General features: G+C 70.5%; 24 protein-coding genes. 17 read left to right on the forward strand and 7 right to left on the reverse strand.

Features of this window, described 5'->3' with window-relative positions; all coding sequences use genetic code 11:
* Positions 1-285: 285 nt before the first annotated feature.
* From Pph01_RS40970 to Pph01_RS41005, 8 genes are all read left to right on the forward strand, one after another.
* Positions 286-1335: an AAA family ATPase gene (locus Pph01_RS40970; protein ID WP_204078663.1), complete on the forward strand. Its 1050-nt coding sequence runs from the start codon at positions 286-288 to the stop codon at positions 1333-1335.
* Between the two features lie 7 nt (positions 1336-1342).
* Complete coding sequence (locus Pph01_RS40975; protein WP_204078664.1) at positions 1343-2266, forward strand: DUF58 domain-containing protein; 924 nt, start codon at positions 1343-1345, stop codon at positions 2264-2266.
* Entirely contained in the window at positions 2263-3210 is a 948-nt protein-coding gene (locus Pph01_RS40980) for a VWA domain-containing protein (RefSeq protein ID WP_204078665.1), read from the forward strand. Before Pph01_RS40975 ends, Pph01_RS40980 begins: the two co-directional genes overlap by 4 nt.
* 91 nt (positions 3211-3301) lie before the next feature.
* Positions 3302-3895, forward strand: coding sequence for a class I SAM-dependent methyltransferase (locus Pph01_RS40985; protein ID WP_204078666.1), 594 nt, complete (start codon positions 3302-3304; stop codon positions 3893-3895).
* Positions 3892-4446, forward strand: coding sequence for a TrmH family RNA methyltransferase (locus Pph01_RS40990; protein ID WP_204078667.1), 555 nt, complete (start codon positions 3892-3894; stop codon positions 4444-4446). The genes Pph01_RS40985 and Pph01_RS40990 overlap by 4 nt, the downstream gene beginning before the upstream one ends.
* A 59-nt stretch (positions 4447-4505) precedes the next feature.
* The gene (locus tag Pph01_RS40995) at positions 4506-5303 is read left to right on the forward strand and encodes a glycerophosphodiester phosphodiesterase family protein (protein ID WP_204078668.1); all 798 of its coding nucleotides are present in this window, start codon (positions 4506-4508) and stop codon (positions 5301-5303) included.
* Positions 5304-5316: 13 nt separating this feature from the next.
* Complete coding sequence (locus Pph01_RS41000) at positions 5317-6738, forward strand: MFS transporter (RefSeq protein WP_204078669.1); 1422 nt, start codon at positions 5317-5319, stop codon at positions 6736-6738.
* Between the two features lie 124 nt (positions 6739-6862).
* Entirely contained in the window at positions 6863-7207 is a 345-nt protein-coding gene (locus Pph01_RS41005; RefSeq protein WP_203882305.1) for an RNA polymerase-binding protein RbpA, read from the forward strand.
* Positions 7208-7420: 213 nt separating this feature from the next.
* Here Pph01_RS41005 and Pph01_RS41010 read toward each other — a convergent pair whose 3' ends face one another.
* From Pph01_RS41010 to Pph01_RS41025, 4 genes are all read right to left on the reverse strand, one after another.
* Positions 7421-7939 carry an FxsA family protein gene (locus Pph01_RS41010; protein WP_239117392.1) on the reverse strand — a complete coding sequence of 173 codons (519 nt, stop codon included), beginning with the start codon at positions 7937-7939 and terminating at the stop codon, positions 7421-7423.
* 104 nt (positions 7940-8043) lie between these two features.
* Positions 8044-8790: a polyprenol monophosphomannose synthase gene (locus Pph01_RS41015; RefSeq protein WP_204078670.1), complete on the reverse strand. Its 747-nt coding sequence runs from the start codon at positions 8788-8790 to the stop codon at positions 8044-8046.
* Complete coding sequence (lnt, locus tag Pph01_RS41020) at positions 8790-10352, reverse strand: apolipoprotein N-acyltransferase (RefSeq protein ID WP_204078671.1); 1563 nt, start codon at positions 10350-10352, stop codon at positions 8790-8792. Before lnt ends, Pph01_RS41015 begins: the two co-directional genes overlap by 1 nt.
* Positions 10353-11025: 673 nt before the next feature.
* Positions 11026-13272, reverse strand: a complete 2247-nt coding sequence (locus Pph01_RS41025; protein WP_204078672.1) for a HelD family protein — start codon at positions 13270-13272, stop codon at positions 11026-11028.
* A gap of 494 nt (positions 13273-13766) precedes the next feature.
* Between Pph01_RS41025 and Pph01_RS41030 the strand changes: the two genes are divergently transcribed.
* The 6 genes from Pph01_RS41030 to Pph01_RS41055 all read left to right on the forward strand — a co-directional run bounded on the left by Pph01_RS41030 (position 13767) and on the right by Pph01_RS41055 (position 20650).
* Positions 13767-15047 carry an ROK family transcriptional regulator gene (locus tag Pph01_RS41030; protein ID WP_204078673.1) on the forward strand — a complete coding sequence of 427 codons (1281 nt, stop codon included), beginning with the start codon at positions 13767-13769 and terminating at the stop codon, positions 15045-15047.
* Between the two features lie 29 nt (positions 15048-15076).
* The gene (locus Pph01_RS41035; RefSeq protein ID WP_239117389.1) at positions 15077-16402 is read left to right on the forward strand and encodes an extracellular solute-binding protein; all 1326 of its coding nucleotides are present in this window, start codon (positions 15077-15079) and stop codon (positions 16400-16402) included.
* Between the two features lie 3 nt (positions 16403-16405).
* Positions 16406-17371, forward strand: a complete 966-nt coding sequence (locus tag Pph01_RS41040; RefSeq protein ID WP_204078674.1) for a carbohydrate ABC transporter permease — start codon at positions 16406-16408, stop codon at positions 17369-17371.
* Entirely contained in the window at positions 17368-18252 is an 885-nt protein-coding gene (locus Pph01_RS41045; protein ID WP_204078675.1) for a carbohydrate ABC transporter permease, read from the forward strand. The genes Pph01_RS41040 and Pph01_RS41045 overlap by 4 nt, the downstream gene beginning before the upstream one ends.
* A gap of 86 nt (positions 18253-18338) precedes the next feature.
* Entirely contained in the window at positions 18339-19601 is a 1263-nt protein-coding gene (locus Pph01_RS41050; RefSeq protein WP_204078676.1) for a 6-phospho-beta-glucosidase, read from the forward strand.
* Positions 19598-20650, forward strand: a complete 1053-nt coding sequence (locus tag Pph01_RS41055; protein ID WP_204078677.1) for an N-acetylglucosamine kinase — start codon at positions 19598-19600, stop codon at positions 20648-20650. Before Pph01_RS41050 ends, Pph01_RS41055 begins: the two co-directional genes overlap by 4 nt.
* 28 nt (positions 20651-20678) lie before the next feature.
* Here Pph01_RS41055 and Pph01_RS41060 read toward each other — a convergent pair whose 3' ends face one another.
* Complete coding sequence (locus Pph01_RS41060; RefSeq protein ID WP_204078678.1) at positions 20679-21152, reverse strand: Lrp/AsnC family transcriptional regulator; 474 nt, start codon at positions 21150-21152, stop codon at positions 20679-20681.
* 154 nt (positions 21153-21306) lie between these two features.
* Here Pph01_RS41060 and Pph01_RS41065 point away from each other — a divergent pair, with 154 nt between their 5' ends.
* Positions 21307-21987 carry an alpha/beta fold hydrolase gene (locus Pph01_RS41065; RefSeq protein WP_239117393.1) on the forward strand — a complete coding sequence of 227 codons (681 nt, stop codon included), beginning with the start codon at positions 21307-21309 and terminating at the stop codon, positions 21985-21987.
* 30 nt (positions 21988-22017) lie between these two features.
* On the opposite strand, the gene Pph01_RS41070 is transcribed toward Pph01_RS41065, so the two are convergent.
* The gene (locus Pph01_RS41070) at positions 22018-23169 is read right to left on the reverse strand and encodes an acyl-CoA dehydrogenase family protein (protein WP_204078680.1); all 1152 of its coding nucleotides are present in this window, start codon (positions 23167-23169) and stop codon (positions 22018-22020) included.
* A gap of 144 nt (positions 23170-23313) precedes the next feature.
* Entirely contained in the window at positions 23314-24420 is a 1107-nt protein-coding gene (locus tag Pph01_RS41075) for a M24 family metallopeptidase (protein ID WP_204078695.1), read from the reverse strand.
* A gap of 300 nt (positions 24421-24720) precedes the next feature.
* Here Pph01_RS41075 and Pph01_RS41080 point away from each other — a divergent pair, with 300 nt between their 5' ends.
* Positions 24721-26049 (forward strand): PP2C family protein-serine/threonine phosphatase, encoded by a 1329-nt coding sequence (locus Pph01_RS41080; protein WP_204078681.1) that lies wholly within the window; start codon positions 24721-24723, stop codon positions 26047-26049.
* Positions 26050-26096: 47 nt separating this feature from the next.
* Positions 26097-26993, forward strand: a complete 897-nt coding sequence (locus tag Pph01_RS41085; RefSeq protein WP_204078696.1) for a 5'-3' exonuclease — start codon at positions 26097-26099, stop codon at positions 26991-26993.
* Positions 26994-26996 lie beyond the last annotated feature (3 nt).

The following is a 26996-nucleotide window of genomic DNA, read 5'->3' on the forward strand; positions in this document are numbered from 1 at the left end:
GGGCGGCGGCGGCCCGGAACCCGGCGGGCGGCGGCAGGGGGTCACCGCTGTTTGCCGACGCGCAAACGGAGCAGAAGACAAGGTGGCCATCTCCACGAGGCGACGAGACCGCAGGCACACCACACCGAGATCACACGAAACCAGACGAGACGCATCCACGGGACCCGGGACCGGCGTGAGGCGGTCGTCCACCTGGCATCGCGAATCGGGACGATGCAGCTATTTGTCACATCCCAAATGGGAGAGAAATGGATTCTCCTCCCGAGTCACGATTGAATAACGTGCATGAGCGTTGCCGATGAACTCAGTGACCCGGAGCCGGGCAAGGCGATCGCGGCCAAGGCGGACGCCGGCCCGGCGGACGTCGGGCTCCTCCGTGACGCCCTGGACGAGGTGCGACGTGTGATCGTCGGCCAGGACCACATGGTGGAGCGGCTGCTGGTGGCCCTGCTCGCGCGAGGACACTGCCTGCTCGAGGGCGTGCCCGGCGTGGCCAAGACCCTCGCCGCGTCCACGCTGGCCACGGTCGTGGGCGGCACGTTCGCCCGGATCCAGTTCACCCCCGACCTCGTGCCGAGCGACATCGTCGGCACCCGCGTCTACCACCCGAGCACCGAACGGTTCGACATCGAGCTCGGGCCGGTGTTCGTCAACTTCCTGCTGGCCGACGAGATCAACCGCGCGCCGGCGAAGGTCCAGTCGGCTCTCCTCGAGGTCATGGCCGAGCGGCAGGTCACCCTGGCGGGGCGGACCCACACCCTGCCGCGGCCGTTCATCGTGCTGGCGACGCAGAACCCCATCGAGTCCGAAGGCGTCTACCCGCTTCCCGAGGTGCAGCGGGACCGGTTCCTGTTCAAGGTCCGGGTGTCGCATCCGAGCGCCCACGAGGAGCTGGAGATCCTGCAGCGGATGAGCGTCCGCCCGCCGGTGGCCGCGCCGGTGCTCGACCCCGAGCGGCTGCTGCGGCTGCAGGAGATGGCCGAGGAGGTGTCGGTGCACCAGCTCGTCGCCGACTACGTCGTACGGCTGGTCATGGCCACCCGCACGCCCTCCGACTACGGCCTGCGCGAGCTGGGGGAGGTCATCGAGATCGGCGTCAGCCCCCGGGCGACCCTCGGCCTGATCGCGGCCGGGCGCGCCCTCGCCCTCCTCCGGGGGCGCGACTACCTGCTGCCCGACGACGTGCGGGACGTCGCCGTCGACGTGATGTCGCACCGGCTGATGCTCACCTTCGACGCGCTGGCCGACGACGTCGACGCCGAGGGCGTGGTGCGCCAGATCCTGATGGCCGTGCCGCCGCCTCTCGTCGTGTGGAACAACCAGGGTCCCCGGTGATCGGGCGATGAGCCCGGCCACGCCCGACCAGGCGCTGCGGCGCCTGGAGCTCACCGTGGTACGGCGGCTCGACGGCCTGCTGCACGGCGGCCACCAGGGCCTGATCCCCGGCCCGGGAAGCGAACTCGGCGACACCCGCGTCTACGTGCCGGGCGAGGACGACATCCGCCGGATGGACTGGGCCGTCACCGCCCGCACCACCACCCCGCACGTGCGCGACCTCATCGCCGACCGGGAGCTGGAGACGTGGGCGCTGGCGGACCTGTCGGCCAGCATGGACTTCGGCACGGCCGACGTCGCCAAGCGCGACCTGGTCATCTCCGCCGTCGGCGCCATCGGATTCCTGGCCAGCCGCGTCGGCGACCGGTTCGGCGCGTACATCCTGCACGGTGACGACGTCCACCGTTACCCGGCCCGGCCGGGACGGCCGCCGCTCTACGCGCTGCTGCACTCCCTGCTGAGCGCCCCGCCGTCCGGCGGCTCGGTGGAGCTGGGCCCCGCGATCGAGATGATGGCCGCCGCCCACCGCAAGCGCGGCCTGCGCGTGATCGTCTCGGACTTCCTCGACGACCCGGACGGCTGGGAGCCCGCCCTGCGCCGGCTCGCCTCCCGCCACCAGGTGCTCGCCGTCGAGATCATCGACCCGCGCGAGCTCGAACTGCCCGACGTGGGCCTGGTCACCCTCGCCGACCCCGAGACCGGCCGCAGCCGCGACATCTACCTGTCGAGGGAGATCCGGCAGAGGTATGCCGAAGCGGCCGCCGCGCAGCGTGAGTCCAACCGGATCGCCCTGCGCCGCAGCGGCGCCTCCCATCTGGTGCTGCGGACCGACCGGGACTGGGTCTTCGACATCGCGCAGTTCGTCCTGCGGCAGCGGCGGACCGCCTACCTGATGCGCCGGTCGGCCTCCACCAGAGGGGCGGCAAAGTGATCTTCCTGTCTCCTGGCTGGTTGTGGTTGTTCACCCTGGTCGCGGCGCTCGCCGTCGGCTACGTGCTGGTGCAGCTGACCCGCCGTCGTTACGCCATGCGCTTCACCAACCTGGCGCTGCTGTCGCTGGTCGCCCCCGAGCGCCCGGCCTGGCGCCGGCATGTGCCCGCCCTGCTGTTCCTCCTGATGCTGATCCTGCTCGTGCTGGGCTCGGCCAGACCCGCCGACGCCGTACGGGTGCCCCGCGACCGCGCCACCATCATCATCGCCGTGGACATCTCGTTGTCGATGGAGTCCGCGGACGTCCCGCCCACCCGCCTGATCGCGGCCAAGCAGGCGGCCCAGCAGTTCGTCGACGACCTGCCGGAGCGGTTCAACGTCGGCGTGGTCGCCTTCGCCAGGTCGGCGGCCGTGGTGATCTCCCCCACGACCGACCACGTGGCGGTCACCACCGCGATCTCCAACCTGACCACGCGGCCCGGCACCGCGATCGGCGAGGCCGTCTTCAACTCCCTCGACTCGATCAGGTCCTTCGACCAGCGCGCGGTCACCGACCCGCCCCCGTCCGCGATCGTGCTGCTCTCCGACGGCGACAACACCTCCGGCCGGTCGGTCAACGAGGCCATCGAGGCGTCCGTCGGCGCCAAGGTGCCGGTCTCGACCATCGCGTACGGCACGCCGGACGGGACGGTGAACATCGACAACCGGCCGGTCCAGGTCCCGGTCAACAAGACCACGCTGAAGTCGCTCTCGGACGGCACGGGCGGCCGCGCGTACACCGCGGAGTCGGGCAGCGAGCTGCGGGACGTGTACTCCCAGATCGGCACGTCGCTCGGGTACCGCGTCGTCCACGAGGAGATCACGCAGCGGTTCCTCATCGGGGCGATCATCGCCGGGATCCTCGTGGCGGCGTCGGCGATGCTCCTGGGCTCGCGCATACCGTGAATGCCCCCAGCGCTGTCCACAGGCTGTCCACAGACCTGTGGACAGCGGCGACCGGCGATCACCGCTGTCAGGCGTTGGTACGTTTGTGCACGTGGCACATTACTTCGAGGAAAGCCCCCAGGCGGCCAGCCGTCCCGGCGTGGTCAACCTGGTCCTCCCGGACCTGCATCTGCGGCTGGAGACCGACCGGGGCGTGTTCTCCCCCGACCGGATCGACTCCGGCACGCGGGTGCTGCTGGAGACCGTGCCACCGCCGCCCGCGGGCGGAGACCTGCTCGACCTCGGCTGCGGGTACGGCCCCATCGCGCTGACCATGGCGTCGAGGGCGCCCGGCGCGACGGTCTGGGCCGTCGACGTCAACCGCCGTTCCGTGGAGCTGTGCGAGCGGAACGCCAAGAGCGCCGGCCTTGACAAAGTAAGGCCGGTTCTTCCCGACGAGGTGCCGGACGACGTGCGGTTCCAGGCCATCTGGTCCAATCCCGCGATCCGCATCGGCAAGGCCGCCCTCCACGAGATGCTCACCCGGTGGCTGGGCCGCCTCGCGCACGGCGGTTCGGCGTACCTGGTCGTCCAGAAGCACCTCGGCTCCGACTCCCTGCAGCGCTGGCTCAACGACCAGGGTCTGCCCACCTCCCGGCTCGCCTCCCGCGCCGCCTACCGAATCCTGAAAGTGAACGCCCGATGACCACGCCCAACCCGCGCAGGCAACTGCGGCCGACCGACGTGAAGCGGCTGAACCGGAACTGGCGCCGCGCCACCACCGGCCGCATGGCGCTGATCCTGGAGTCGGTGACCAGCCCGTTCAACGTCGGCTCGATCTTCCGCAGCGCCGCGGCGTTCGGTGTGAACACGGTCTGGCTGGCCGGGAACGCCACCCCGCCGAGCAACCCAAAGGTGCAGAAAACCGCGCTCGGCACCGACCGCCTGGTCGAATGGCACGAACCCGTCCCCGTCTCCGACGCCGTGAAGGCCGCGAAGGAGGAGGGCTTCAGGGTCGTCGCCGTCGAACTCACCGGAGACGCCGTCCCCCTGCACGCCGCCGACCTCACCGGCGACGTCTGCCTGCTGGTCGGCAGCGAGGACCACGGCTGCTCCCCCGCCTCGCTGGAGGCGGCCGACGCCGTCGTCTACATCCCTCAGGTCGGCAGGGTCGGCTCGTTCAACGTGTCGGTCGCCGCCGCCATCGTGATCGCCGAGTCACGGCGCCAGGAATGGGCGTCGAAGGGGGACTCGTGACGCAAATGTTCACTTCCGCTCGGTGACGGTCCGGCTCCGTAACCGGCATACTCCTCCTCGTGCAACGCCGCTATCCGTTCCTCGACTTTCCCGGGCCGCTCGCCTTCGCCCATCGCGGCGGAGCGGCGGAGGGCCGTGAGAACACCATGGCCGCCTTCTCCCGGGCGGTCGACCTCGGCTACACCTATCTCGAGACCGACGCGCACGCGACGTCCGACGGGGTGCTGCTGGCGTTCCACGACCACACCCTCGACCGGGTCACCGACCGCACGGGACGGATCTCCGCGCTTCCCTATCGGGAGGTCGGCAAGGCGCGCATCGGCGGCAAGGACGAGATCCCGCTCATCGAGGACCTGCTCGGCACCTGGCCCGACGTCCGGCTGAACATCGACGTCAAGGAGAGCCCGGCCATCGTGCCGCTGGCCCGCGCGATCCGCCGCACCAACGCCTACGACCGCGTCTGCCTCACCTCCTTCTCCGACCTGCGGCTCGAGGGGGCGCGCAAGGCGATCGGCCGCGAGGTGTGCTCGGCTCTCGGCCCGCGCGGCATCGCCGCCCTGCGCGCCGCCGCGCTCGCGGGCGGGTACGGCCGGCTGCTCAGCGGGCTGGCCCGCGCCCGCGTCCCCTGCGCCCAGGTCCCCATCGGGTTCCGCGGTCTGCGGGTCACCACCCGCGCCTTCGTCCGCACGGCCCATGCCATCGGCATGCAGGTGCACGTCTGGACGATCGACAACCCCGTCACGATGGAGGTCCTGCTCGACCTCGGCGTCGACGGCATCATGACCGACAACATCACCGGCCTGCGCGACGTCCTCGACAGGCGTGGCCAGTGGCACCCCGGTACGGCGAGCAGCTAGGCGAGGAGACACCATGACCTCCCCCCCGGTCACCATCGAAGAGACGCCCCGGGCGCAGGGGCGAGAACGGCGCGGCTGGTATTGGTACGACTGGGCGAACTCCGCCTTCTACACCACGATCATCTCGGTGTTCCTCGGGCCGTACCTCATCCCGATCGCCAAGACGGCCGCCTGCGAGCAGGACTTCGCGTCCACGCCGATCGACGTGTGCACCAGGGACTTCGACAAGCTGACCACCTCCCAGCTCGGCTACGTCGACGTGCTCGGCTTCGACATCCGGCCCGCGGCCTACTTCGGGCTGATCCTCACGGTGTCGACGCTGCTGCAGATCGTCCTGCTGCCCGTCGCGGGCGCGCTGGCCGACCACACGGGCCGCAAGAGGGAACTGCTGGGCGCCTTCGCCTACGTCGGCGCGCTGGCGACCGTGGGTCTGTTCTTCCTGGAGGGTGACCGCTACCTGCTCGGCGGCGGCCTGTTCATCCTGGCCAACGTCGCCTACGGGGCGTCGGTCGTCGTCTACGACTCCTTCCTGCCGCAGATCTCGGCTCCCTCCGAGCGCGACAAGGTCTCCTCCCGCGGCTGGGCGTTCGGCTATCTCGGCGGCTTCCTGCTGCTCGCCCTCAACCTCGTCCTCTACCTCGGCCACGAGACGTTCGGCGTCACCGAGGGCATGGCCGTGCGCATCTGCATGATGTCAGCGGGCCTGTGGTGGGCCATCTTCACGATCATCCCGCTCCTCAGGCTGCGCAACCGGCCCGTCCCCGCGCATGAGAGCACCGCGCTGCGCTCAGTCGGCGGCAGCTTCCGCCAGCTGGGCCGGACGATCGCCGAGCTGCGCCGCTACCCGGGCACGCTGCTGTTCCTGGTCGCCTACCTGATCTACAACGACGGTGTGCAGACGGTGATCGGCAACTCGGCCGCCTACGCCTCGGAGGCGCTCAAGCTCGACACCAGCGTGCAGATCACCGCGATCCTGATGGTCCAGTTCGTCGCGTTCGGCGGCGCGCTGCTGCTCGGCAGGCTCGCCCGCCGGTACGGCACCAAGCGGACCGTGCTCGCCAGCCTGGTCGTGTGGATCGTGATCGTCGTGGTGGCCGTATTCCTCTCGGAGGGCGCCCAGGTGCAGTTCTACGCCCTCGGCTTCGCCATCGCCATCGTCCTCGGCGGCACCCAGGCGCTGTCGCGGTCGCTCTACTCCCACGTCATCCCCCGGGGCAAGGAGGCGGAGTTCTTCAGCCTTCTGCAGATCAGCGACAAGGGATCGGCGTTCATCGGCTCGCTCACCATCACCCTCGCGGTGCAGTTCACCAACAGCTACCGGATCGCGATCGTGTCGCTCGTGGTGTTCTTCGTGGTCGGCTTCGTGATGCTGCTGTCCGTCAACCTGCCCAAGGCCATCCGTGCGGCAGGAAATGAGGTTCCAGAGCACCTCTGAGGCGTGCGCGCCGTAAAAAGCGCGATTGGATCAGGTCTCTGGTGGGAATCCACAAACGGTATCAGGCGTTGTACGCGGTGGAGACAAACCCCTCTCATGGCGGGGACCTCAGGAGGCTTAGAACATGGGCGAGCGTGCACTTCGCGGTACCCGGCTCGGGGCGACCAGCTACGAGAACGACCGCAACACCGATCTGGCTCCGCGCCAGGAGGTGTCCTACACCTGCCCCAAGGGCCATCTCACCACCGTGCCCCTCGCCGCTGAGGCGGAGATCCCGACGAACTGGGAGTGCCGCAGCTGCGGCGCCCCCGCGCTGCGGGTGGACGCCGAGGAGCCCCAGCAGAAGAAGTCCAAGGCGCCGCGTACGCACTGGGACATGCTTCTGGAGCGCCGCTCCATCGAGGACCTCGAAGAGGTGCTCAACGAGCGGCTCGCGATCCTCAGGGCGCAGCGACGCAAGAGCGCGTAGACGGCAGGTGTGAAGACGCCCCCGGATGGCCGGCAGGCCGACGGGGGCGTTCTCGTTGTTCCGGGGTCAGTGGTTCACGGGCCAGTTGTTGAGGCGCAGCTCTGTTCAGGGAGCAAAAGGGGCCTTCCAGCCGCTCTCTGAGCGCCTCCGGGACCCCAGGAGGGTCTGACCGCCCCGAAGTGCCACAGGCGCCCCAAAGAGCGCTCAGGCCCTTCAGGCCTCCTTGCGCCGCCGGGGCTCCTCGTCGAGGACCTCACCCTCGATCACTTCACCGTCGATCACGTGCCCGCGCGCTCCGCCGTCCGGACGCTGGAACCCGCCTCCGGGGGTGAACATCGGCCCGTACGGCGAGCGGGCCGCCAGCACCTGGACCCGGCGCCGCAGGAACCACGACAGCCCCCGCCGGGCGATGGGCCGCGTGAACGGCAGGATGAGGATGAACCCCAGGACGTCGGTCAGGAACCCGGGGGTCAGCAGCAGCGCCCCTCCGGCGACGACCATCCCGCCGTCGGCCAGTTCGCGATCCGGCATCCGGCCCGACTGGACGGCGCTCTGCAGGGCCGCCCACGCCCGCCGGCCTTCACGGCGGACCAGCCAGGCCCCCACGATGCTGTCGGCGATGAGAAGGGCGACCGTCTGCCAGCCGCCGATCACGGATCCGATCCTGATCAGCAGCCAGATCTCCAGAACCGGGACGACCAGGAAGGCCAGGAAGAGCCCGATACGCAACATCAACTTGCCTCACTCGCCGCGACAGCCGTACAAACCCGTCAACGCTTCCGTGGCGGTCCTGGTTCCTCGCCGGCCCGCACCGGGTCGCCGCCGCCCGCGGTGGGCTATCGCCGCCTGCGGCGAAGCCGCTCGGGCAGCCCGTCGACGCCCCAGACGGCCACCCGCCCGAAGGCCTCCAGGATGATGGCGCGGCTCATCTTGCTCGTGCCGATGGTCCGCTCCACGAACGTGATCGGCACCTCGGCCACCCGCAGGCCGTGCCGTACGGTCCGCAGGGTGAGGTCGACCTGGAAGCAGTACCCCTGGGACTCGACGTCGTCGATGCCGATCTTGTCCAGCGTGGCGGCCCGGTAGGCGCGGAACCCGGCGGTCGCGTCGCGCACCGGGATGCCCAGCATCCACCGCACGTAGATGTTCGCGCCCCGCGAAAGGATCTGGCGGGAGGCCGGCCAGTTGAGCACGCGGCCGCCCCGCACCCAGCGCGAGCCGATCGCCAGGTCGGCCCCGCGTGCCACCCGGTTGAGCAGCTTGTGCAGCTCCTCCGGCTGGTGGGAGCCGTCGGCGTCCATCTCGACGAGGACGTCGTAGCCCTCGGCCAGGCCCCAGCGGAATCCGGCGATGTAGGCGGAGCCCAGACCCTGCTTGCCGGGACGGTGGAGCACGTGGATGTGGTCGTCCTGCTCCGCGAGCCGGTCGGCGATCTCGCCGGTCCCGTCGGGGCTGTTGTCGTCGGCGACGAGCAGATGCACCTCCGGCAGCGCCTCGCGCAACCTCGCGGCGATCAACGGCAGGTTCTCACGTTCGTTGTACGTAGGAACGATCACGAGAACCCGCCCGGGGGTCCGCTCCATCAGCTCTTCCTCCGTGCCGCAAACGACGCCGCCGCCACGGCTCCGGCCCCCATCAGTATCAAAACCCACTCCGGTAGCGCACCTACCTCGGTGGCCAGCGTGTTCTCCGTCCGTACCGGGACTTTGAGCACGTTCATGGCCGGGACGAGTTCATCGGTCCGCCACTCCACCCTGCCATCTGGAGAGACATACGCCGAAATTCCGGTAGTCGCGGCCGTCACGACCGCCCGGTTGTGCTCCACCGCCCGCAACTGCGACATCGCGAGCTGCTGCGCGGGGAGGTTGGTCAGCGCGTAGGTGGCGTTGTTGGTCTGGACGACCAGCGGGCTCCCCCCGGCCTTGACGGTGCTGCGCACGTCGTCGTCGAAGGCCACCTCGTAACACTCCACGGTGCCGACCGTGACGGGGCCCATCCGCAGCGCCCCGGGGACGTCGCCCGCGATCGACTGACGGCCGACCAGGTTCGCCCGCTTCGACAGGGCCAGCACGATGCTCTTGAACGGCGTGTACTCCCCGAACGGCACGAGCTTGCGCTTGTCGTAGTAGGCGCCGGGACCGGTGACCGGGTCCCACACGAGCCCCCGGGTCGCCCGGTTGGCGTCCCCGACGTTCACGACCGCCCCGACGAGGATGGGCACGCCGATGTCCTTGGCCGCGGCGTCGATGATCCCGCTCGCGAAGGCGCTGCGGTACGGGTCGATGTCGGTCGAGTTCTCCGGCCAGACCACGATGTCCGGCTTGGGAAGCTTGCCGGCCCGGACCGCCTCGGCCATCTTGTGGGTCTCGTCGGCGTGGTTGCGGAGCACGATCGAGGGCTCGTCGCCGAGGAAGTCCATCCCCCGGCCGGGCACGTTGCCCTGGACGATGCCGACGGTCACCGTCTTGCCCGCGTCGCCCGGCCGCGGCACCGCGAACCCCAGCACGGGCACGGCCACGGCGGCCAGGAGCGTCCCGGCGACCAGGCGGTCCCGCCGGAACCCGCGGCCGATCCGGACGACCAGGTAGCAGAGCAGGGCGCCGGACAGGGCGACCGCGAAGCTCACCAGCGGCGCGCCGCCGAGTGCGGCGTAGGGCGTGAAGGGCGACTCGCCCTGGCTGAACGCCAGCCTCGCCCAGGGGAAGCCCCCCACCGGGAACAGTCCGCGCGCCCACTCCTGGGCGACCCACAGGCAGGCCACCCACAGCGGCCACAGCCGCAGGCGCATGACGAGCACGGCCAGACACGCCAGGGCGGCCCAGAAGAGGCTCTCGATCGCCGACAGGGCCAGCCAGGCGTCATAGCCGATGGGGCGCACCCAGGCCAGCGTGGGCATCAGGAACGCGAGGCCTCCGGCGTACCCGAGCCAGGCCGCCCGGCGCAGGCGGACGCCGTACAGGGCGAGCGCGAGGAGGGCGACACCCGGCGGCGCCAGGAACCACAGACCGATCGGGGGAAACGCCAGAAACAGCACCAGGCCGCCCACGACCGATGCGCCGAGACGGAGCAACGGATGCCCCACCGGCAACGCCGTACGCCTCTCGGGCGCGGGGAGCGGTGCCTCGTCCTTGACTTCCAGTGCCACGGGGCGGTGTCTCCTCGTGCGTGAGTGTGCCCTCCCGGCGCCGGTCCACGCGACGCGAAGTCCTGTACCGGCCAGTGCGGACAGCTTCCCAGATCCCGCTGAACAGCGCCAATTCAAGAGGCCGATTTCGGCCGGGCCGCTGGAGATGAGGACGGCGCCGAGGGGCGCTCACGAGCGGGCCCGGCGGCTCGCACGGGCCGATGTGATCCTTGAGTCCCTCGCGGAGGACCCAAGGACCACCTGGCGTGTCTCCACGCACGGGTTTCGCCGCGCACGGCGGAAGGGGGCCCGGACGGCCCTTCGGACCGGTTCCCGTCCCGTCGGCGGCGGGCGCGGAGTTCCGTTGTCTACTGGGTGTCCGGACCCCTCCCCGGGTCCAACCCCCCGGCCGGTTGGGGTGCCCCGACTCGACGGAACGCCGACCTGCGCCTGGCTGTGCAGACGGAGTCACGCTCCGTCACGGACGCAGAATCCGGTGATGTCTTGAGACGGCCAACCAGTCAGTCCCGTGCTGGACTGCGCAGCAAACTACCGACCTCAGCGCAGATGTCAACCGTGTCCCGATCAGCGAAAATACCAAGTTTTCGCAGCTAGGACAGGCTCCGTGAGCGGTGTCGATCCGGGGTCTTCCAGTGATGTCCCCCACATCGTGCCACCTCCCGCTATTCCCCCATCACCGGACCCGCTGATCAAGGGGCGTCAAAACGGCTGGCAGTCCGCCGGTGTAGATCACGCCAAGCCGTCGCGTGGCCCGGGTCAGCGCCACATAAAGATCGCTTGGGCCGCGCGGGGACTCGCGGAGAATCCGTTCCGGCTCGACGACGATCACGGCGTCGAACTCCAGACCCTTGGCGTCCGCCACCGACATGACCGAGACGGGGGCGTCCAGGGCGGCGGGGCCCGCGCCGGTCACCGCGCCCGGCACCTCGGCCGCGACCGCCGCGCCGAGCCGGGCCTCGTCCGAGGAGGGGACGATCACGACGAGCCGCCCGCCGTCGACGACCTCGTCCTGAACGACGCGCCCCAGTTCGGCGACGAGGTCGTCCACCCGCGTCGCCCACGGGTGCTCGCCGGTCTCCCGCACCGACTCCGGCGCCTTGAGATCCGGCCCGACCAGCTCGAGCACCCGTGCGGCGACCTCCATCAGCTCGGAGGGCGTGCGGTAGTTCACACTGAGCGCGGCCTCCCGCCAGCGCTTCTGGAGATACGGCTCGAGCACCCGGCCCCAGCTGGCCGCTCCCGCCGCCGACCCGGTCTGGGCGATGTCCCCGACGATGGTCATCGACCTGCTCGGGCAGCGTCGCATGACGGTCCGCCACGCCATCTCGGACAGCTCCTGCGCCTCGTCGACGATCACATGGCCGAAGGCCCAGGTGCGGTCCCCCGCGGCGCGTTCCGCCGTCGTCAGATAGACCTCGTCGGCCTGCTGGCGTTCGGCGAAGCGCTCGGCGTCCAGGATGTCGGCCATGCCGGTCAGCTCGAGGACCTCCTTGGCGTAGGCGATGCGCTCCTCACGCTCCTGCTCGGCGCGGCGGGCGGCTCTGAGCACTCCCTCGTCGATCTCGCCGAGGAGCTCGGCGGCCTCGTCCAGGAGCGGCACGTCGGCCGCGCTCCACCAGTTCTCGCCCGGCCGCGGCGGCTCCCGCAGCAGCAGGCCCTGCTCCTCCGGCGACAGGCCGGCCTCCGCCATCCGCTCCTTGGAGGTGTACAGGCCGATCAGCAGCTGCTGCGGCGTCAGGTACGGCCAGAGCCGGTTGAGCGCGGCCCGGACGGGCTCCTCGGTCCGTAGGTCCTCCCGCAGCTCGGCGAAGTCGGCGTCGTCGAGCATGCTCCGGCCGAGGTGCCGGGCGGCCTGCCGGGTCAGGACGTTCAGCAGGTGCCGGACGAACACGGCACGCGCCTGGTTGTGCGCCTTCCGCGAGCGGACCGCCCGCGATCGGGCGGCGTCGAAGGTCTGGCGGTCGAGCTTGAGGGTGAACTTGTCGAGCCGGATCTCCAGCGGCTTCCTCGGGACCCGCTGCCGTTCCCGTACGGCTTTCGCGATCACCTCGGCCATCCGGATCGACCCCTTGACGACCGCCGCCTCGGGCGGGTCCTGCCGGGTGCCCTTCACTCCGGGGTAGAGCTCGCCCACGGTGGACAGCAGAACGTCGGTCTCGCCCAGTGAGGGGAGCACCTGTTCGATGTAGCGCACGAAGGTCGGGTTCGGCCCGATGATCAGGACGCCCCTCCGTTCCAGGCGCTCCCGGTAGGTGTAGAGGAGGTAGGCGGCCCGGTGCAGGGCCACGACCGTCTTGCCGGTGCCCGGCCCGCCCTGGACGACGAGCACGCCGTTCAGATCACTTCGAATGATCTTGTCCTGCTCGGACTGGATCGTCGCCACGATGTCGCGCATCCGGCCGGTGCGCTTCTCGCCGAGCGCGGCGAGCAACGCGGCCTCTCCGTTCAGGGAGGCCCGGTCGGCGTCGCTCAGGGCGTCGAGGTCGAGGAGGTCGTCGTCGACCCCGGTGACAGTGCGGCCTCTGGTGTGGAGGTGGCGGCGCCGGGTGACGCCCATGGGGGCGGCCGGAGTGGCGCGGTAGAAAGGCTGGGCGACGGGCGCCCGCCAGTCGATGAGCAGGCGCTGCTGGTCGTCGTCGGAGAGGCCGAGGCGGCCGATGTAGAGGCGGGTCTCGTCGGCGTGGTCGAGACGGCCGAAGCACAGGCTGTTCTCCACCGCCCACAGCCGGGCGAGCCGCTGCGCGTACATGCCGGCGAAGGAGTCGCGCTCGGACCGGTTCTGATGGGTGCCCGTGGCCCCTTGGGCCAGCACGTCGTCGAGCTGTCCGCGCGTGCGCACCCGCAACACGTCGAGGCGCTCGTAGAGCGCGGCGACGTACTTCTGCTCCCGGGCCAGCTCGCCCGCCGTTGACTCAGACATAGGCCGCCAGATTCTACGTCGCGTGTCCCCCCACCCGTCAGCCAAGGGGCGTGATCATGCACAGATTCGGAAGGAGGGGGTGTGACCTGCGACTTCCCCAGACGTGATCATGCACAGATTCGTGATCAACGCCTCCGACCTGCTGCGATTCTATTCGTGATCTGGCACGCCGCGACGCACTACATGATCGCCTAGGGCGGAGCCGCAGGAAGGGCCGCACAACCACGAAACCGTGCAGGATCGCGTACGGCGAAGCCGCAGGTGGGGCCATGAAAGCACGAATGTGTGCATGATCACGAAACGTGAAACGGCTGGTCGGCGGCGCTTTTACCGAACCCGTGCATGATCACGGCGGAGGGGCAACGAATAAGGGGCGATTACGGTCACGAGTCGATTTCGAGGACTTACGGGGCCTTGACGTGCGTGAAGACGATTACTTACCGTCCCTCCACAAGTTAGGAAACTTTCCTAACTCGCCGCGGAAGGACGTGCCGTTGAGCCAGCCCACGCCTGGGACGCCGAGCCTTCTGCGCGCCATCAACGACCGCGCCGCGCTGATGGTCCTCCTCGAGCGGGGGCCCCTCACCCGTCCCGAGCTCGGCGCGCTGACCGGCCTGTCCAAGCCGACCGCCTCCCAGTTGCTGGCACGCCTTCAGGAGGCGGGCCTCGTCGTCCTCGACGGCATCCGTGAAGGGCTTCCCGGCCGCACCGCCGAGCTGTACCGGATCAACCCCCGCGCGGCGCACGTGGCCGCCCTGGACGTCACCCCCGGCCGGATCGACGTCGCCCTGGCCGACATCACCGGCACGGTCGTCGCCGAGCACCGGCTGGCAACCCCCGGCCGCACCGCGGGCGACGTCGTCGAGAGGGTTCGCGACTCGCTCGCGGGGGCATGCGCGGACGCTCAACTCGACCTCGCGGCCCTCAGCCGGGTGGTGATCGGCATCGGGGGCGCGATCGACCCCTCGACCGGACGGCTGGGCTACGCCGCGCACATCCCCGGCTGGCACATCCCCGACCTCGTCGGCACCCTGCGCGACGGGATCGGCGTGCCGGTCGACATCGAGAACGACGTGAACCTGGTGGCGCAGGCCGAGCAGGCCCGCGGGGCCGCCCAGGGCCACCAGGACTACGTGCTGCTGTGGGCCGACGAGGGCCTCGGCTCCGCCCTGGTGCTCGGCGGCAGGCTGCACCGGGGCGCCACGGGCGGGGCCGGCGAGGTCGGATACATGCCGGTCCTCGGGGCGCCGATCGCCCGGGACGTCGGCAAGCGGGCCGACCACGGCTTCCAGGCCCTTTCCGGTGGCCCCGCCGTACTGAGGATCCTGCGGGCGCACGGGCTGCGCGGGGCGACACCCCCCGCGGCCGTGCGGAACGCGGTGAAGGCGGTCGAGGGCGGCGGCGCGCAGGCCGAGAAGGCACGTGAGGCGCTGCGCGAGCTCGCCGGCCGCCTCGCGGTCGGCCTGGCCGCGATCACGGCTGTCGTCGACCCCGAGATCGTCGTCCTGTCGGGCGGCGTGCTGCTGTCGGGCGGCGAGATCCTGCGCGAGCTCATCGAGCAGGAGCTGCACGCCCTGACCATCCCCCGGCCGCCTCTGCGGCTGTCCACCGTGGAGGGCAACCCCGTCCTCGCCGGTGCCCTCGACCTCGCCCTCGGCATCGCCAGAGACGAGACCTTCGGGGCGGTCCACCGTCCCGAGACAACTTCCCGGCGCGAAGCGCACGACCGGACCCGCGGCGAGCACGACCGCAGGCACCCATCCATCCCCTCCTGACATCCACCACGCACCTGGGAGGCATCCCCGTGAAACGACTGCTGGTCCTGTCGGCCACGGCCGGCCTGTTCCTCATGACCGCCTGTACGGCCGGCACCGAGACGAGCGCGCCGAAGATCGATGCGAGCTCCACCAGCCACGAGCCGGTCACCATCGAGTTCTGGCACGGCTTCAGCGCCGACAACGAGCTCAAGGCCTTCCAGGACACCCTCGAAGGCTTCAAGAAGCAGTACCCCTGGATCACCGTCAACGCCACCAAGGCCGTCCAGGACGACCAGATCATCCAGTCGGTCCGCGGCGGCAACCCGCCCGACGTGGCCCTGTCGTTCACGACCGACAGCGTGGCCCAGTTCTGCAAGGCCAACATCTTCCAGGACCTGAACCCGTACCTGACCGCCAGCAAGATCAACGCGAGCACGCTGTTCCCCAAGGTCATCGACGAGTACACGCAGTACGCGGGCAAGCGGTGCGTGATGCCGATGCTGGCCGACACCTACGGCCTCTACTACAACAAGAAGCTGATGAAGGGGAACGAGCCGCCCAAGACCCTGAGCGAGCTCGCCGACCTCGCCAAGAAGCTCACGGTCAAGGACTCCAAGGGCGACATCAAGGTCGCCGGCTTCGTCCCCACCAGCCAGATGTACGAGAACGCGCCCATCCACACCGGCGTGATGGTCGGCGCCAAGTGGACCAACCCGGACGGCACCTCGGCGATCGGCGCCGACCCCCAGTGGAAGACGCTGCTGACCTGGCAGAAGGATCTCACCGACTGGTACGGCTACGACAAGATCGAGAAGTTCCGCAAGAGCTTCGGCGACGAGTGGTCGGCGGACAACCCGTTCAACAAGGGCCAGGTCGCGATGGCCGTCGACGGTGAGTGGCGCAACGCCATGCTCGCCGCGGACGCCCCGGACCTCGACTACGGCACCGCCCCGATGCCGGTCGCCGACGACCAGGCGCAGCGCTACGGCGCGGGCTTCATCGCCGGCACGGTCATCGGCATCCCGCGCGGCGCCAAGAACCCCGAGGCGGCCTGGGACCTGGTCAAGTACCTGACCACCGACACGAACGCCCTGGTCACGCTGTCCAACGCGATCCGCAACGTGCCGAGCACGCTGCCCGCGCTGCAGTCGCCCGACCTCAAGAAGGACACGAACTTCCAGACCTTCCTCGACATCTTCGCCAACCCGAACAGCACCACGCTGCCCGCCCACATCAACTCGGCCTTCAACCAGCAGACACTGCAGGAGGCCCAGATCAAGTGGGAGTCGGGCCGGGCGCCCGACCTGAACGCGCTCCTCGCCGGGGTGGACAAGACGATCAACGAGAAGCTGAAGCTCACGGCGGGCGACTGATCGATGGCCACCGCGACGCTCGGGCGTCGGGGGAAGGCGGCGCCGTTCCGCACCAGGGAACGGCGCCGCGCCAACCTCCGCGCGCTGCTCTACCTCTCCCCGTGGATCGTGGGGTTCGGCGTCTTCTTCGCCTACCCCCTCATCTCCACGGTGTACTTCTCCTTCCAGCGCTATGACATGTTCACGCTGGAGCCCGTCGGGCTGCTCAACTGGAAGTACTTCCTGCGGGACGACGCCGCCTGGACCTCGATCAAGAACACGCTCTGGCTCGTCGTGGTGATGGTCCCGCTGCGGGTCGTGTTCGGCCTCGGCGTGGCCCAGCTGGTCACCAAGCTCAAGGCCGGCGCCGGGGTCTTCCGCACGATCTTCTACCTGCCGTCGCTCGTGCCCCTGGTGGCGGGGACGCTCGGCTTCGTCTATCTGCTCAACCCGGGCACCGGCCCGGTCCAGGCGATCCTGGGCGCGGTCGGGATCCCGTCGCCGGACTGGTTCGGCGACCCCGCGTGGTCGAAGTGGGGCCTCACCCTGCTCGCTCTGTGGTCCGTCGGCGACCTGATGGTCATCTTCATGGCCGCCCTGCTCGACGTGCCGAAACAGCTCTACGAGGCCGCCGCGCTCGACGGGGCGAGCGCGTGGCAGCAGTTCACGCGGATCACCCTGCCGGTCATCCGCCCGGTGGTGATGTTCTCCGCCGTGACCGGGGTGATCCAGACCCTGCAGTACTTCACCCAGGCGATGGTGGCGGCACGGGTCGCATCGGGCGCCACCGATTCGGCGGGCTCGGTGTTCACCCCCGGCTACCCCGACGGGTCGACGCTGACCTTTCCCGAATGGCTGTTCCAGGAGGGCTTCCGGGACTTCGCCATGGGGTACGCCTGCGTCCTCGCGCTGATCCTGTTCGCCGTCTCGATGATCTTCACCCTGATCCTGCTGCGGCAGTTCCGGGGGTTCTCGGAGGAGGAGGCATGACCGCGACGCTCGCTCCCGAGACGATCGCCCGGCGACCCGCGGCGAGCACGCGCTCCCCCCGGGGCCGCGCGCTGCTCTACTGGATCGCCAAGCACGCGATCGCCGTGGCTTTGTCGATCATGTTCCTGGGGCCGCTGGTCTTCATCATCCTCACGGCGTTCATGAGCAACCGTCAGGCGCTCACGTCGCAGTTGTGGCCCCAGACCTGGAACTGGAGCAACTTCGCGGACATCTTCGAGAAGGCGCCGCTGCTGACCTGGATCAGCAACACGGTCATGTACTCGGTGCTCGCCACCGCGTTCATGCTCGTGTCGTCGATCCCCGTGGCGTACGCGCTGGCGAAGTTCCGCTTCCGCGGCAGGAAGCTGGCGTTCCTGCTGGTCATCACCACGATGATGCTGCCTCCCCAGGTCGTCGCCGTGCCCATCTACCTCGTCTGGGCACGGTTCCACCTGACCGGCACGCTGTGGCCGCTGATCATCCCGATGCTCCTCGGGGACGCGTTCTCGATCTTCCTGCTCCGCCAGTTCCTGGTGACGATCCCGCGGGAGTACTCCGACGCGGCCAGGGTGGACGGGTGCGGCGAGTTCCGTACGCTCATCCGGGTGATCCTCCCGATGGCGCGGCCCGCAATCGCCGCAGTGGGCCTGTTCCAGTTCTTCTTCTGCTGGAACGACTACTACGGCCCCCTCCTGTACGCGGGGACCGACCAGAGCCACTGGACCCTGTCCCTGGGGCTGGCGGCGTTCAAATCGCAGCACAGCACCCAGTGGAACCTCACCATGGCCGCGACCATCCTGGCGATGGCCCCTGTGATCGTCGTGTTCTTCTTCGCCCAGAAGGTCTTCATCGAAGGAGTGAAGCTCACGGGCGTCAAATAGCTCCGCAGCCACACATCGTCACGTCTCAATCCTTGGAAGGAGGATGGCGTCCCGGCCTACTGCGAGGCCGGGCCGCCACACACGCTATGAAACTCGCCGTTGTCGGGGGCGGTTCCACCTACACACCGGAACTGATCGACGGTTTCGCGCGCCTGCGCGACGAACTGCCCCTATCGGAGATCACCCTGGTCGACCCGGACGAGCGCCGCCTGGGGCTCGTCGGCGGGATGGCCCGGCGCATGCTGGCCCGCGCGGGCCACCCGGCCAAGGTGAGCACGACCACCGTGGTCGAGGAGGGGGTCGCGGGCGCGGGAGCCGTGCTGCTCCAGCTGCGCGTCGGCGGCCAGGCCGCCAGGAACGTCGACGAGACGCTCCCGCTCGAGTGCGGCTGCATCGGGCAGGAGACCACGGGCGCGGGCGGACTGGCCAAGGCCCTGCGCACCGTCCCCATCGTGCTCGACATCGCCGAGAAGGTCCGCGAGCACGCGCCCGGCGCCTGGATCGTGGACTTCACCAACCCCGTCGGCATCGTCACCAAGGCGCTGCTCGACGCCGGTCACCGCGCCATCGGCCTGTGCAACGTGGCGATCGGGTTCCAGCGCCGCTTCGCCGCCGGCCTGGGCGTCACCCCCGACCGCATCTCCCTCGGCCACGTCGGGCTCAACCACCTCACCTGGGAGCGCTCCGTCGAGCTCGACGGCGTCGACGTGCTGCCGAGGATCCTCGACGAGCACGGCGAGGAGATCGCCGGCAGCGTCGGCCTGCCGGTCGAGTTCCTCCGCCACCTGGGCGTCATCCCGTCCTACTACCTGCGGTACTTCTACGAGCACGACCTCGTCGTCGAGGAGCAGCGGACCAAGCCGACCCGGGCCGCCGAGGTCGCGGCCATGGAGGCCACCCTGCTGGAGATGTACGGCGACCCGTCGGTCGACACCAAGCCCGAACTCCTGGAGAAGCGGGGCGGCGCGTTCTACTCCGAGGCGGCGGTCGCGCTGATCGCCTCCCTCGTCAACGACCGCGGTGACGTCCAGGTCGTCAACACCCGCAACGACGGGACGCTGCCGTTCCTCGACGACGACGCCGTCATCGAGGTGCCCGCCACCATCGGCGCGCACGGAGCCACGCCGTTGCCGGTCGCTCCGGTCGAGCCGCTCTACCGCGGCCTGATCGGCCACGTCTCCGCGTACGAGACGCTGGCCATCGACGCGGCCCTGCGGGGCGGCGAGGAGCGCGTGAAGGACGCCCTGCTGTGCCACCCGCTGATCGGCCAGGCCTCGCTCTCCGGCGACCTCGCCCGGCGGCTGATCGAGGCCAACCGCGCGTTCCTGCCCTGGGCGGAGTCCCGGTGACCACTGCCGAGGGCTCGGATCAGCGCCTCCGCACGATCCTCGCGGTCGACGGGGGCAACAGCAAGACCGACGTGGCCCTGGTCCGCGAGGACGGAGCCGTCCTCGCGACCGGCCGCGGCGCGGCCTTCATCCCGCAGAGCGCCGGCGTCGCGGCCGCCATCGACGTGGTCGGAGACGCCGTACGGCAGGCCCTGCGGGACGCCGGGGCGCCCGTGGACCCTCCGTACGCCGACCACATCGCGGCCTACGTCGCGGGAGCCGACCTGCCGATCGAGGAGGAGCGGCTCCGCGACGAACTGCTGGCCCGGGGATACGGCCGGGACGCGGTCGTCGGCAACGACACCTTCGCCCTGCTGCGGGCCGGAGCGGGCACGGCCTGGGGCGTGGCCGTGGTGTGCGGTGCGGGGATCAACGCCGTGGGCGTGTCCCCCTCCGGCGGCGTCGCCCGGTTCCCGGCGCTCGGCCGTCTCAGCGGCGACTGGGGCGGCGGCTTCGGGCTCGGCGAGGAGACCCTGTGGCATGCCGTGCGCGCCGAGGACGGCCGGGGCCCCGCCACCGTCCTGACCGACGTCGTGCGCAGGTGTTTCGGCACGGCGACGGTCGAGCAGGCCGTTGTGGGGCTGCACTTCGGCCACCTGCCGATCGCGCGGCTGCACGCGCTGGTGCCGCCCCTGCTCGTGGCGGCCCGCCACGACGCGGTCGCGCGGTCCCTGGTGGAACGGCTGGCCGACGAGGTCGCCGTGCTCGGGATGGTCGCGATGCGGCGGCTCGACCTGCTCGGTGGGCCGTGTGAGGTCGTGCTCGGCGGCGGCGTCCTCACGGCGGGCGACGACCTGCTGATGTCGCTCATCGCGGAGCGCTACGCCGACCAGGCGCCCCACGCCCGGCTCGTCGTCGCGGACGTGCCGCCCATCGTCGGGGCGGCTCTGCTCGGCCTCGACCGGCTGGGCGCCTCCGCCGAGGCGCGGGAGCGGGTGCGGGCGTACTTCCTCGGCTCTCCGCGGGAGGACGAGGAGATCGACCCGCCCGTGCCCGCTCAGGCGGGCTGAAAGATCCGGCGGGGACGCCGGGCGCGGCTCAGCGCTCGGCGTCCTCGTCTTCCACGCCCGCGTCCGTACCGGGCGACCGGTAGTCGTAGGGCGTGCTGAGAACGACGGTGGTCCGCGTGCTGACGTTGGCCGAAGCCCTGATCTGCTGCAGCAATTCCTCGAGGGCGAGCGGCGAGGCGACGCGGACCTTGAGGATGTAGCTCTCCTCGCCCGCCACGCTGTGGCACGCCTCGATGGCGTCGAGGTGGCTGAGCCGCTCCGGCGCGTCGTCCGGCGCGGACGGGTCGTTCGGCTTGATCGAGACGAACGCCGTCAGGGGAAGGCCGATCTCGTCGTAGTTCACCAGGGCCCGGTAGCCGTGGATCACTCCGCGCTTCTCCAGCCTCCGCACCCTCTGGTGCACGGCCGAGACCGACAGCCCGGTCTCCTTGGCCAGATCGGTGAAGCTCATCCGGCCGTCCGTCGCCAGCAGCGTCACGATTCGGCGATCGATCTCTTCCACCCCTGCAACGGTAGCGCCGCGAAAACCACGCCGTGTCCGTAAGTGGTCACGGCATGATTCCATCCCAATTCGTGGAACATACATGAAAACGGACTGACGCTGACAGCGAATCAGGAAGGATCGCGAACCTGGCGAGGAGCATCATTTACCCGTGATGATGACGAGCGTCGCCGATGTGAACGGGATCCGCCTGGTGTACGGCACGGCGGGCGACCACGAGGCGCCGCCGGTGGTGCTCCTACACGGGCGCGGGTTCGACCACACCGACTGGGAGACCGTCGCCGGTGGCCTCGCCGGGTCGTGGCGGATCCTCGCACCCGACCTGCGCGGCCACGGCCGCAGCGAGTGGCCGGGGTCCTACCGGCTGGAGGCGATGCGCGACGACGTCATCGGCCTGCTCGACGCGCTGGGGACACCACCGGTGGTCCTCATCGGCCACTCCCTGGGCGGCGTCGTCGCGTGCCTGGTCGCGCAGAGGCGCCCCGGCCTGGTCGGCCGCCTGATCCTCGAGGACGTGCCCGCCCCGTGGCCCGCCGACGTCCAGGTGCCCGACCGGCCCGCGGGCGCCCTGCCGTACGACTGGGAGATGGTCGAGCAGACCACCCTGCAGCGGCGCGATCCCGACCCCGCCTGGCTGGACGGCCTCGCCGCGATCACCTCGCCGGCTCTGGCCCTGGCCGGAGGCCCGGAGAGCCACATCCCCCAGACCGATGTCACGGAGCTGGCCGCGCGGATCCCCGGCGCCAGGCTCGTCACCGTCGGCGGCGGGCACGAGATCCACGGCAACCGGCCGGAGGAGTTCCTCGCGGCCGTCACCGGCTTCCTGGGCGGCTGAGCGACTTGCCCCGCTTCTGCCGGGCGCCTATCAGGCGCTGCCCCGGGCGACGGCCCGGCTGATGACCAGGCGCTGGATCTGGTTGGTGCCCTCGACGATCTGCAGGACCTTGGCCTCCCGCATGTGCCGCTCCACCGGGAAGTCCTCCACGTACCCGTAGCCGCCGAGCACCTGGACCGCGTCCGTGGTGACCTTCATGCACATGTCGGTGGCGAACAGCTTGGCCATCGCCGCGCGCGTGCCGTACGGACGGCCGGCGTCGCGCAGCCGCGCCGCCTCCAGGTACAGGGACCGCGCCGCGGCGATCGAGGTGGCCATGTCCGCCAGCATGAAGCCGAGGCCCTGGAAGTCCACCAGGCGGGAGCCGAACTGGCGGCGTTCGCGCGCGTAGGCGGAGGCGACGTCGAAGGCGGCCTGGGCCACGCCGACCGCGCACGCCGCGATGCCGAGCCGCCCGCCGTCCAGTGCGGCCAGCGCGATGCGGAACCCCTGCCCGGGAGAGCCGATGAGGGACTCCCGCGGGAGCCGTACGCCGTCGAAGCGGACCTGGGCGGTCGGGGAGGACCGCATGCCCATCTTCCGCTCGGGGGCGCCGAACGACAGCCCGTCCAGACCCGCGGGGACGTGGAAGCAGGACACCCCCCTGGCGCCCTCCCCGGACGTCCGCGCCATCAGCGTGTAGAAGTCGGCGACGCCGCCATGGGTGATCCACGCCTTGACCCCGTCGACCAGGTAGCCGTCGGCGTCCTCCGCCGCGCGGGTGCTCAGCGCGGCCGCGTCAGACCCCGACTGGGGCTCCGACAGGCAGTAGGCCCCCAGCAGCTCCCCGCCGATCAGCGAGGGCATCAGCTCCGCCCGCTGCCCGGCGCCGCCGTACGCGGAGACGGGGAAGCACGACAGTGTGTGCACGGAGACGCCCAGCCCCACGGCCAGCCAGGCGCCCGCCAGTTCCTCGATCACCTGGAGGTACACCTCGTACGGCTGGGCGGCGCCGCCGTACTCCTCGGCGTACGGCAGGCCGAGCAGCCCGGAGGAGCCCAGCAGGGTGTACAGGTCACGGGGGAACCGCCCCGCCGCCTCATCGGCCGCGGCTCGCGGCGCGATCTCCTTGGCGGCCAGCTCACGAACGAGATCGAGCAGGTCGTGGGCCTCGGGCGTGGGCAGAATACGGTCGACGCTCATCGCAATGCTCTCCTACCCGGTGGGGTACGGCTGTCGCAGAACAGGTCGAAACAAAAAGGGCGGCCGGGGTCGCCGGCCGCCCTGATTGTTACACCTTGCCGCATCCGTTGGACAGACCTGTCATACGAGCATCACGCGGAGAATTCAGATGATCACGAGTTCCCGGGTCGTGTTGTTCAGCAGCTGTCCCGCCGTCTCGCCGCAGATCACGATGTCCTCGATCCGCGCGCCGTGCTGACCCGGCAGGTAGATGCCCGGCTCGACGGAGAACGCGAATCCCGGCTCGATGAGCTCGGTGTTGCCGGAGACGATGTAGGGCTCCTCGTGGGTCTCCAGGCCGATCCCGTGACCGGTCCGGTGGATGAAGCGGTCGCCGAAGCCCGCCTCCTCGATCACCTCGCGCGCGGCCGCGTCGACGGACTCGCACGTCACCCCCGGGCGCACGTGGGCGCAGGCCGCCTCCTGGGCGCGCTTGAGCACCGCGTAGTAGGCGGCGAACTCGGCGGGCGGCTCGCCCAGGGAGTAGACCCGGGTCGAGTCGGAGCAGTAGCCGGTCGGCATCGTCCCGCCGATGTCGACGACGACGGGCTCGCCCGCCTGGATGACGCGGTCGGACAGCTCGTGGTGGGGGCTCGCGCCGTTCGGCCCGGAGCCGACGATCACGAAGTCGACGCGCTCGTGACCCGCGGCGATGATGGCCTCCGCGATGTCCTTGCCCACCTCCCGCTCGGTGCGGCCCGGCTTGAGGAAGCCCGCGACCTGGTTGTGCACGGAGTCGATCGCCGCCCCCGCCTCGGCGAGCGCGGCCGCCTCCGCGGGGGACTTGCGCATGCGCAGCTCACGCAGCACGCTGCCGGCCAGGCTCTGCTCGGCGCCCGGCATCGCGTCGCGGAACCGCAGCGACTGCATCGCCCACATCCGGTCCGCGAGCCCCACTGAGGCGACCGAGCCGAGCCGAGCCGCCACCTGGGCGTACGGATCATCGGTCTCGTCCCACGGGACGAACTCGATCCCGAGCCGGGCCGCGGGCGAGTGCTCGGCGGCCGGGAGCTCCAGGCGCGGGACCATGAGGAAGGGCTCCCCGGAGGCCGGGACGGCGAGGCAGGTCAGCCGCTCCAGCGGCATGGCGTCATAGCCGGTCACGTAGCGCAGGTCCGGGCCGGGCGTCAGCAGCAGCGCGCCGAGCCCGGAACGCTCGGTGGCCTCGCGGACCTCGGCAAGGCGGGTCACGGGATACAGGTCAGTGGGCATCGTTGTCACGGGCCCAATCTAACGAGCCGGAGAGACACCCAGGGTCTCCCGGGTCCGCCGGAGCGACATGCCGCCCTGTCGCCGCACACCGGGCACGCCGCCCGGCGCGTGTCCGAAGCCGCGTGGCTCTTCTCCCTCCGCGTAGAAGAAAACCTCACCCGAGCGGTCGAGAGGACTGCTACGCTCCGCGCTAGGACGCTTACTGTCCGCATCCAGAATGTCCCGAATTACCACGTTAATCAGCACGTTAAATCAGCACCTTGATCAGCACTTTTGATCAGCACTTTGAGAGCGAGTCACATGGTCGGCGTAGCGGGTGGCCCACAGCCGCCCCTCCCTCCCGCGGACGGCCGCGACCTCGGCGCCCCACCCTGCGCCGCACTCGACGGCGCCATCGGCGACGTCATGGACGACCTGTCGGACGCGGGGATCGGCGGCGCGCTCGAACCGCCTCGTCTGCCGCAGCAGGCCGACCGGTCGGCGGAGCCGGCTCCCGCGGAGCCCTCTCCCGAGCAGCTCGCGCACGCCCAGCGGCTGGGCGGGATCGGCTGGAGCCAGTGGGACCTCGTCACCGGTGAGACCTCCTGGTCCGAGCACATGTACGCGATCTTCGGGAGGAACACGGCGCAGGGTCCCGTGCGCCTCCACGACCTGCCCACGCTGGCAGAGCCCGCCGACCGGCAGACGCTCGCCGGCGTGGTCTCCCGGGTGGCCGAAGGCTCCGAGCCTGTTCAAGCGGAGTTCCGCGTCCGGGCCGACGACGGCGTACGGAATCTGCGGGCGGTCCTGGAACCCGCGGCCACGGGGGTCCACGGCGTCGTCCAGGACGTCACCGCGCGGCTCGAGGCCGAGCGGATCGTGGCGGAGTCCCAGCGGCAGCTGCTCGAGGTACGCGAGCGGGCGGAGGAGGAGCGCCATGTGACGCTGGCACTGCGCGACGCGATCCTCCCCCAGCCCGGCGCGTCCATCTCCCTGCCCTACGCGCGGATCTCGGTGCGTTACGTGCCCGCCGAGAACGCCGCGAGCCTCGGCGGCGACTGGTACGAGGCCGCCCCGCTGCCCGGCGGGCGGATGTTCCTCGCGGTGGGCGACGTCTCCGGCCACGGGCTTCCCGCCATGGCGGAGATGGCGCAGCTGCGGCACGCGCTGGTCGGGCTGACCATGACCACCGCCTCGCCCGATCTGCTTCTCGCGTGGCTCAACGCGCTCGTCCTGAACCGGCTCGACGACACCACGGCCACCGTGGTCTGCGGCTACTTCGACCCGCCCACCCGGCTGTTCACCTGGGCCCAGGCGGGCCATCTCGCCCCGATCCTCGTACGGCACGGCGCGGCCGAGCAGCTCACGCCGCCGCACGGAGTCGTCCTCGGGGCCGTCTCGGGCCAGCCGTACGGCGTGGCGGAGATCCGGCTGGAGCCGGGCGACCTGCTGCTGATGTTCACCGACGGCCTGATCGAGCGGCGCTCGCGGGATATCAGCGAGGGGCTCGCCCTGACCCTCAAGGCGGCCGGAGCGATCCCCCGGCACGGCGACGGCCTCGACGCGGGCCTCGACCGCCTGATCGAGGAGATCGGCGGCCCCAACCCGGAGGACGACACGTGCCTCCTCGCGGTCGGCGTCCTCGAGTAGATCCCGGGCGCGGGATGTCACGGAGGCGTGACAATGGACGGGTGCTGATGCTTCTCGACACCCCGTCGCTCTACTTCCGCGCCTACTACGGCGTCCCGGAGTCGATGACCGCACCCGACGGCATGCCGATCAACGCGGTCCGCGGGCTCATCGACATGATCGCCACGCTGGTCCGGCAACATTCCCCCACCGAGCTCGTGGCCTGCATGGACGCCGACTGGCGCCCGGCGTTCCGGGTGGCCGCCATCCCGACGTACAAGGCCCACCGGGTGGCCTCCGGTAACGAGGAGTCCGTGCCCGACACGCTTGTGCCCCAGGTGCCGGTCATCGAGGACGTCCTCGACGCGCTCGGCATCGCCCGGATCGGCGTCCCCGGATACGAGGCCGACGACGTCATCGGCACGCTGGCGACCAAGGCGTCCGGCGCGGTCGACATCGTCACCGGCGATCGCGACCTCTTCCAGCTCGTCGACGACGCGAAACCGTGCCGGGCCCTTTACACAGTAAGGGGGATTCGTAACCTTCAAATGGTCGATGAGGCTTTTGTCGCCGACAAATACGGCATCCCGGGCCGGACTTACGCCGACTTCGCCACGCTGCGCGGCGACCCCAGCGACGGCCTCCCCGGCGTCGCGGGAATCGGCGAGAAGACGGCCGCCGCCCTGATCACCCGCTTCGGCTCGCTCACGGCGCTGATGGCCGCGCTCGACTCCGGGGTGACCGACGGCTTCCCCGCGGGCGCGCGCACCAAGCTCGCCGCCGCCCGCGACTATCTCTCCGTGGCGCCGGGGGTGGTCGAGGTCGCCCGCGACGCGCCCGTCCCCGATCTCGACCTGACCTGCCCGGCCAAACCCCGGGATCCCGAGCGCCTGGTCGCCCTGGCCGACCGGTACGGCCTCGACGGCCCCCTCAACCGGCTCCTGGCCACGCTCGCCGACCGGTGACGC

This window comes from Planotetraspora phitsanulokensis (assembly GCF_016863295.1).
GTDB classification, from domain to species: Bacteria; Actinomycetota; Actinomycetes; order Streptosporangiales; family Streptosporangiaceae; genus Planotetraspora; species Planotetraspora phitsanulokensis.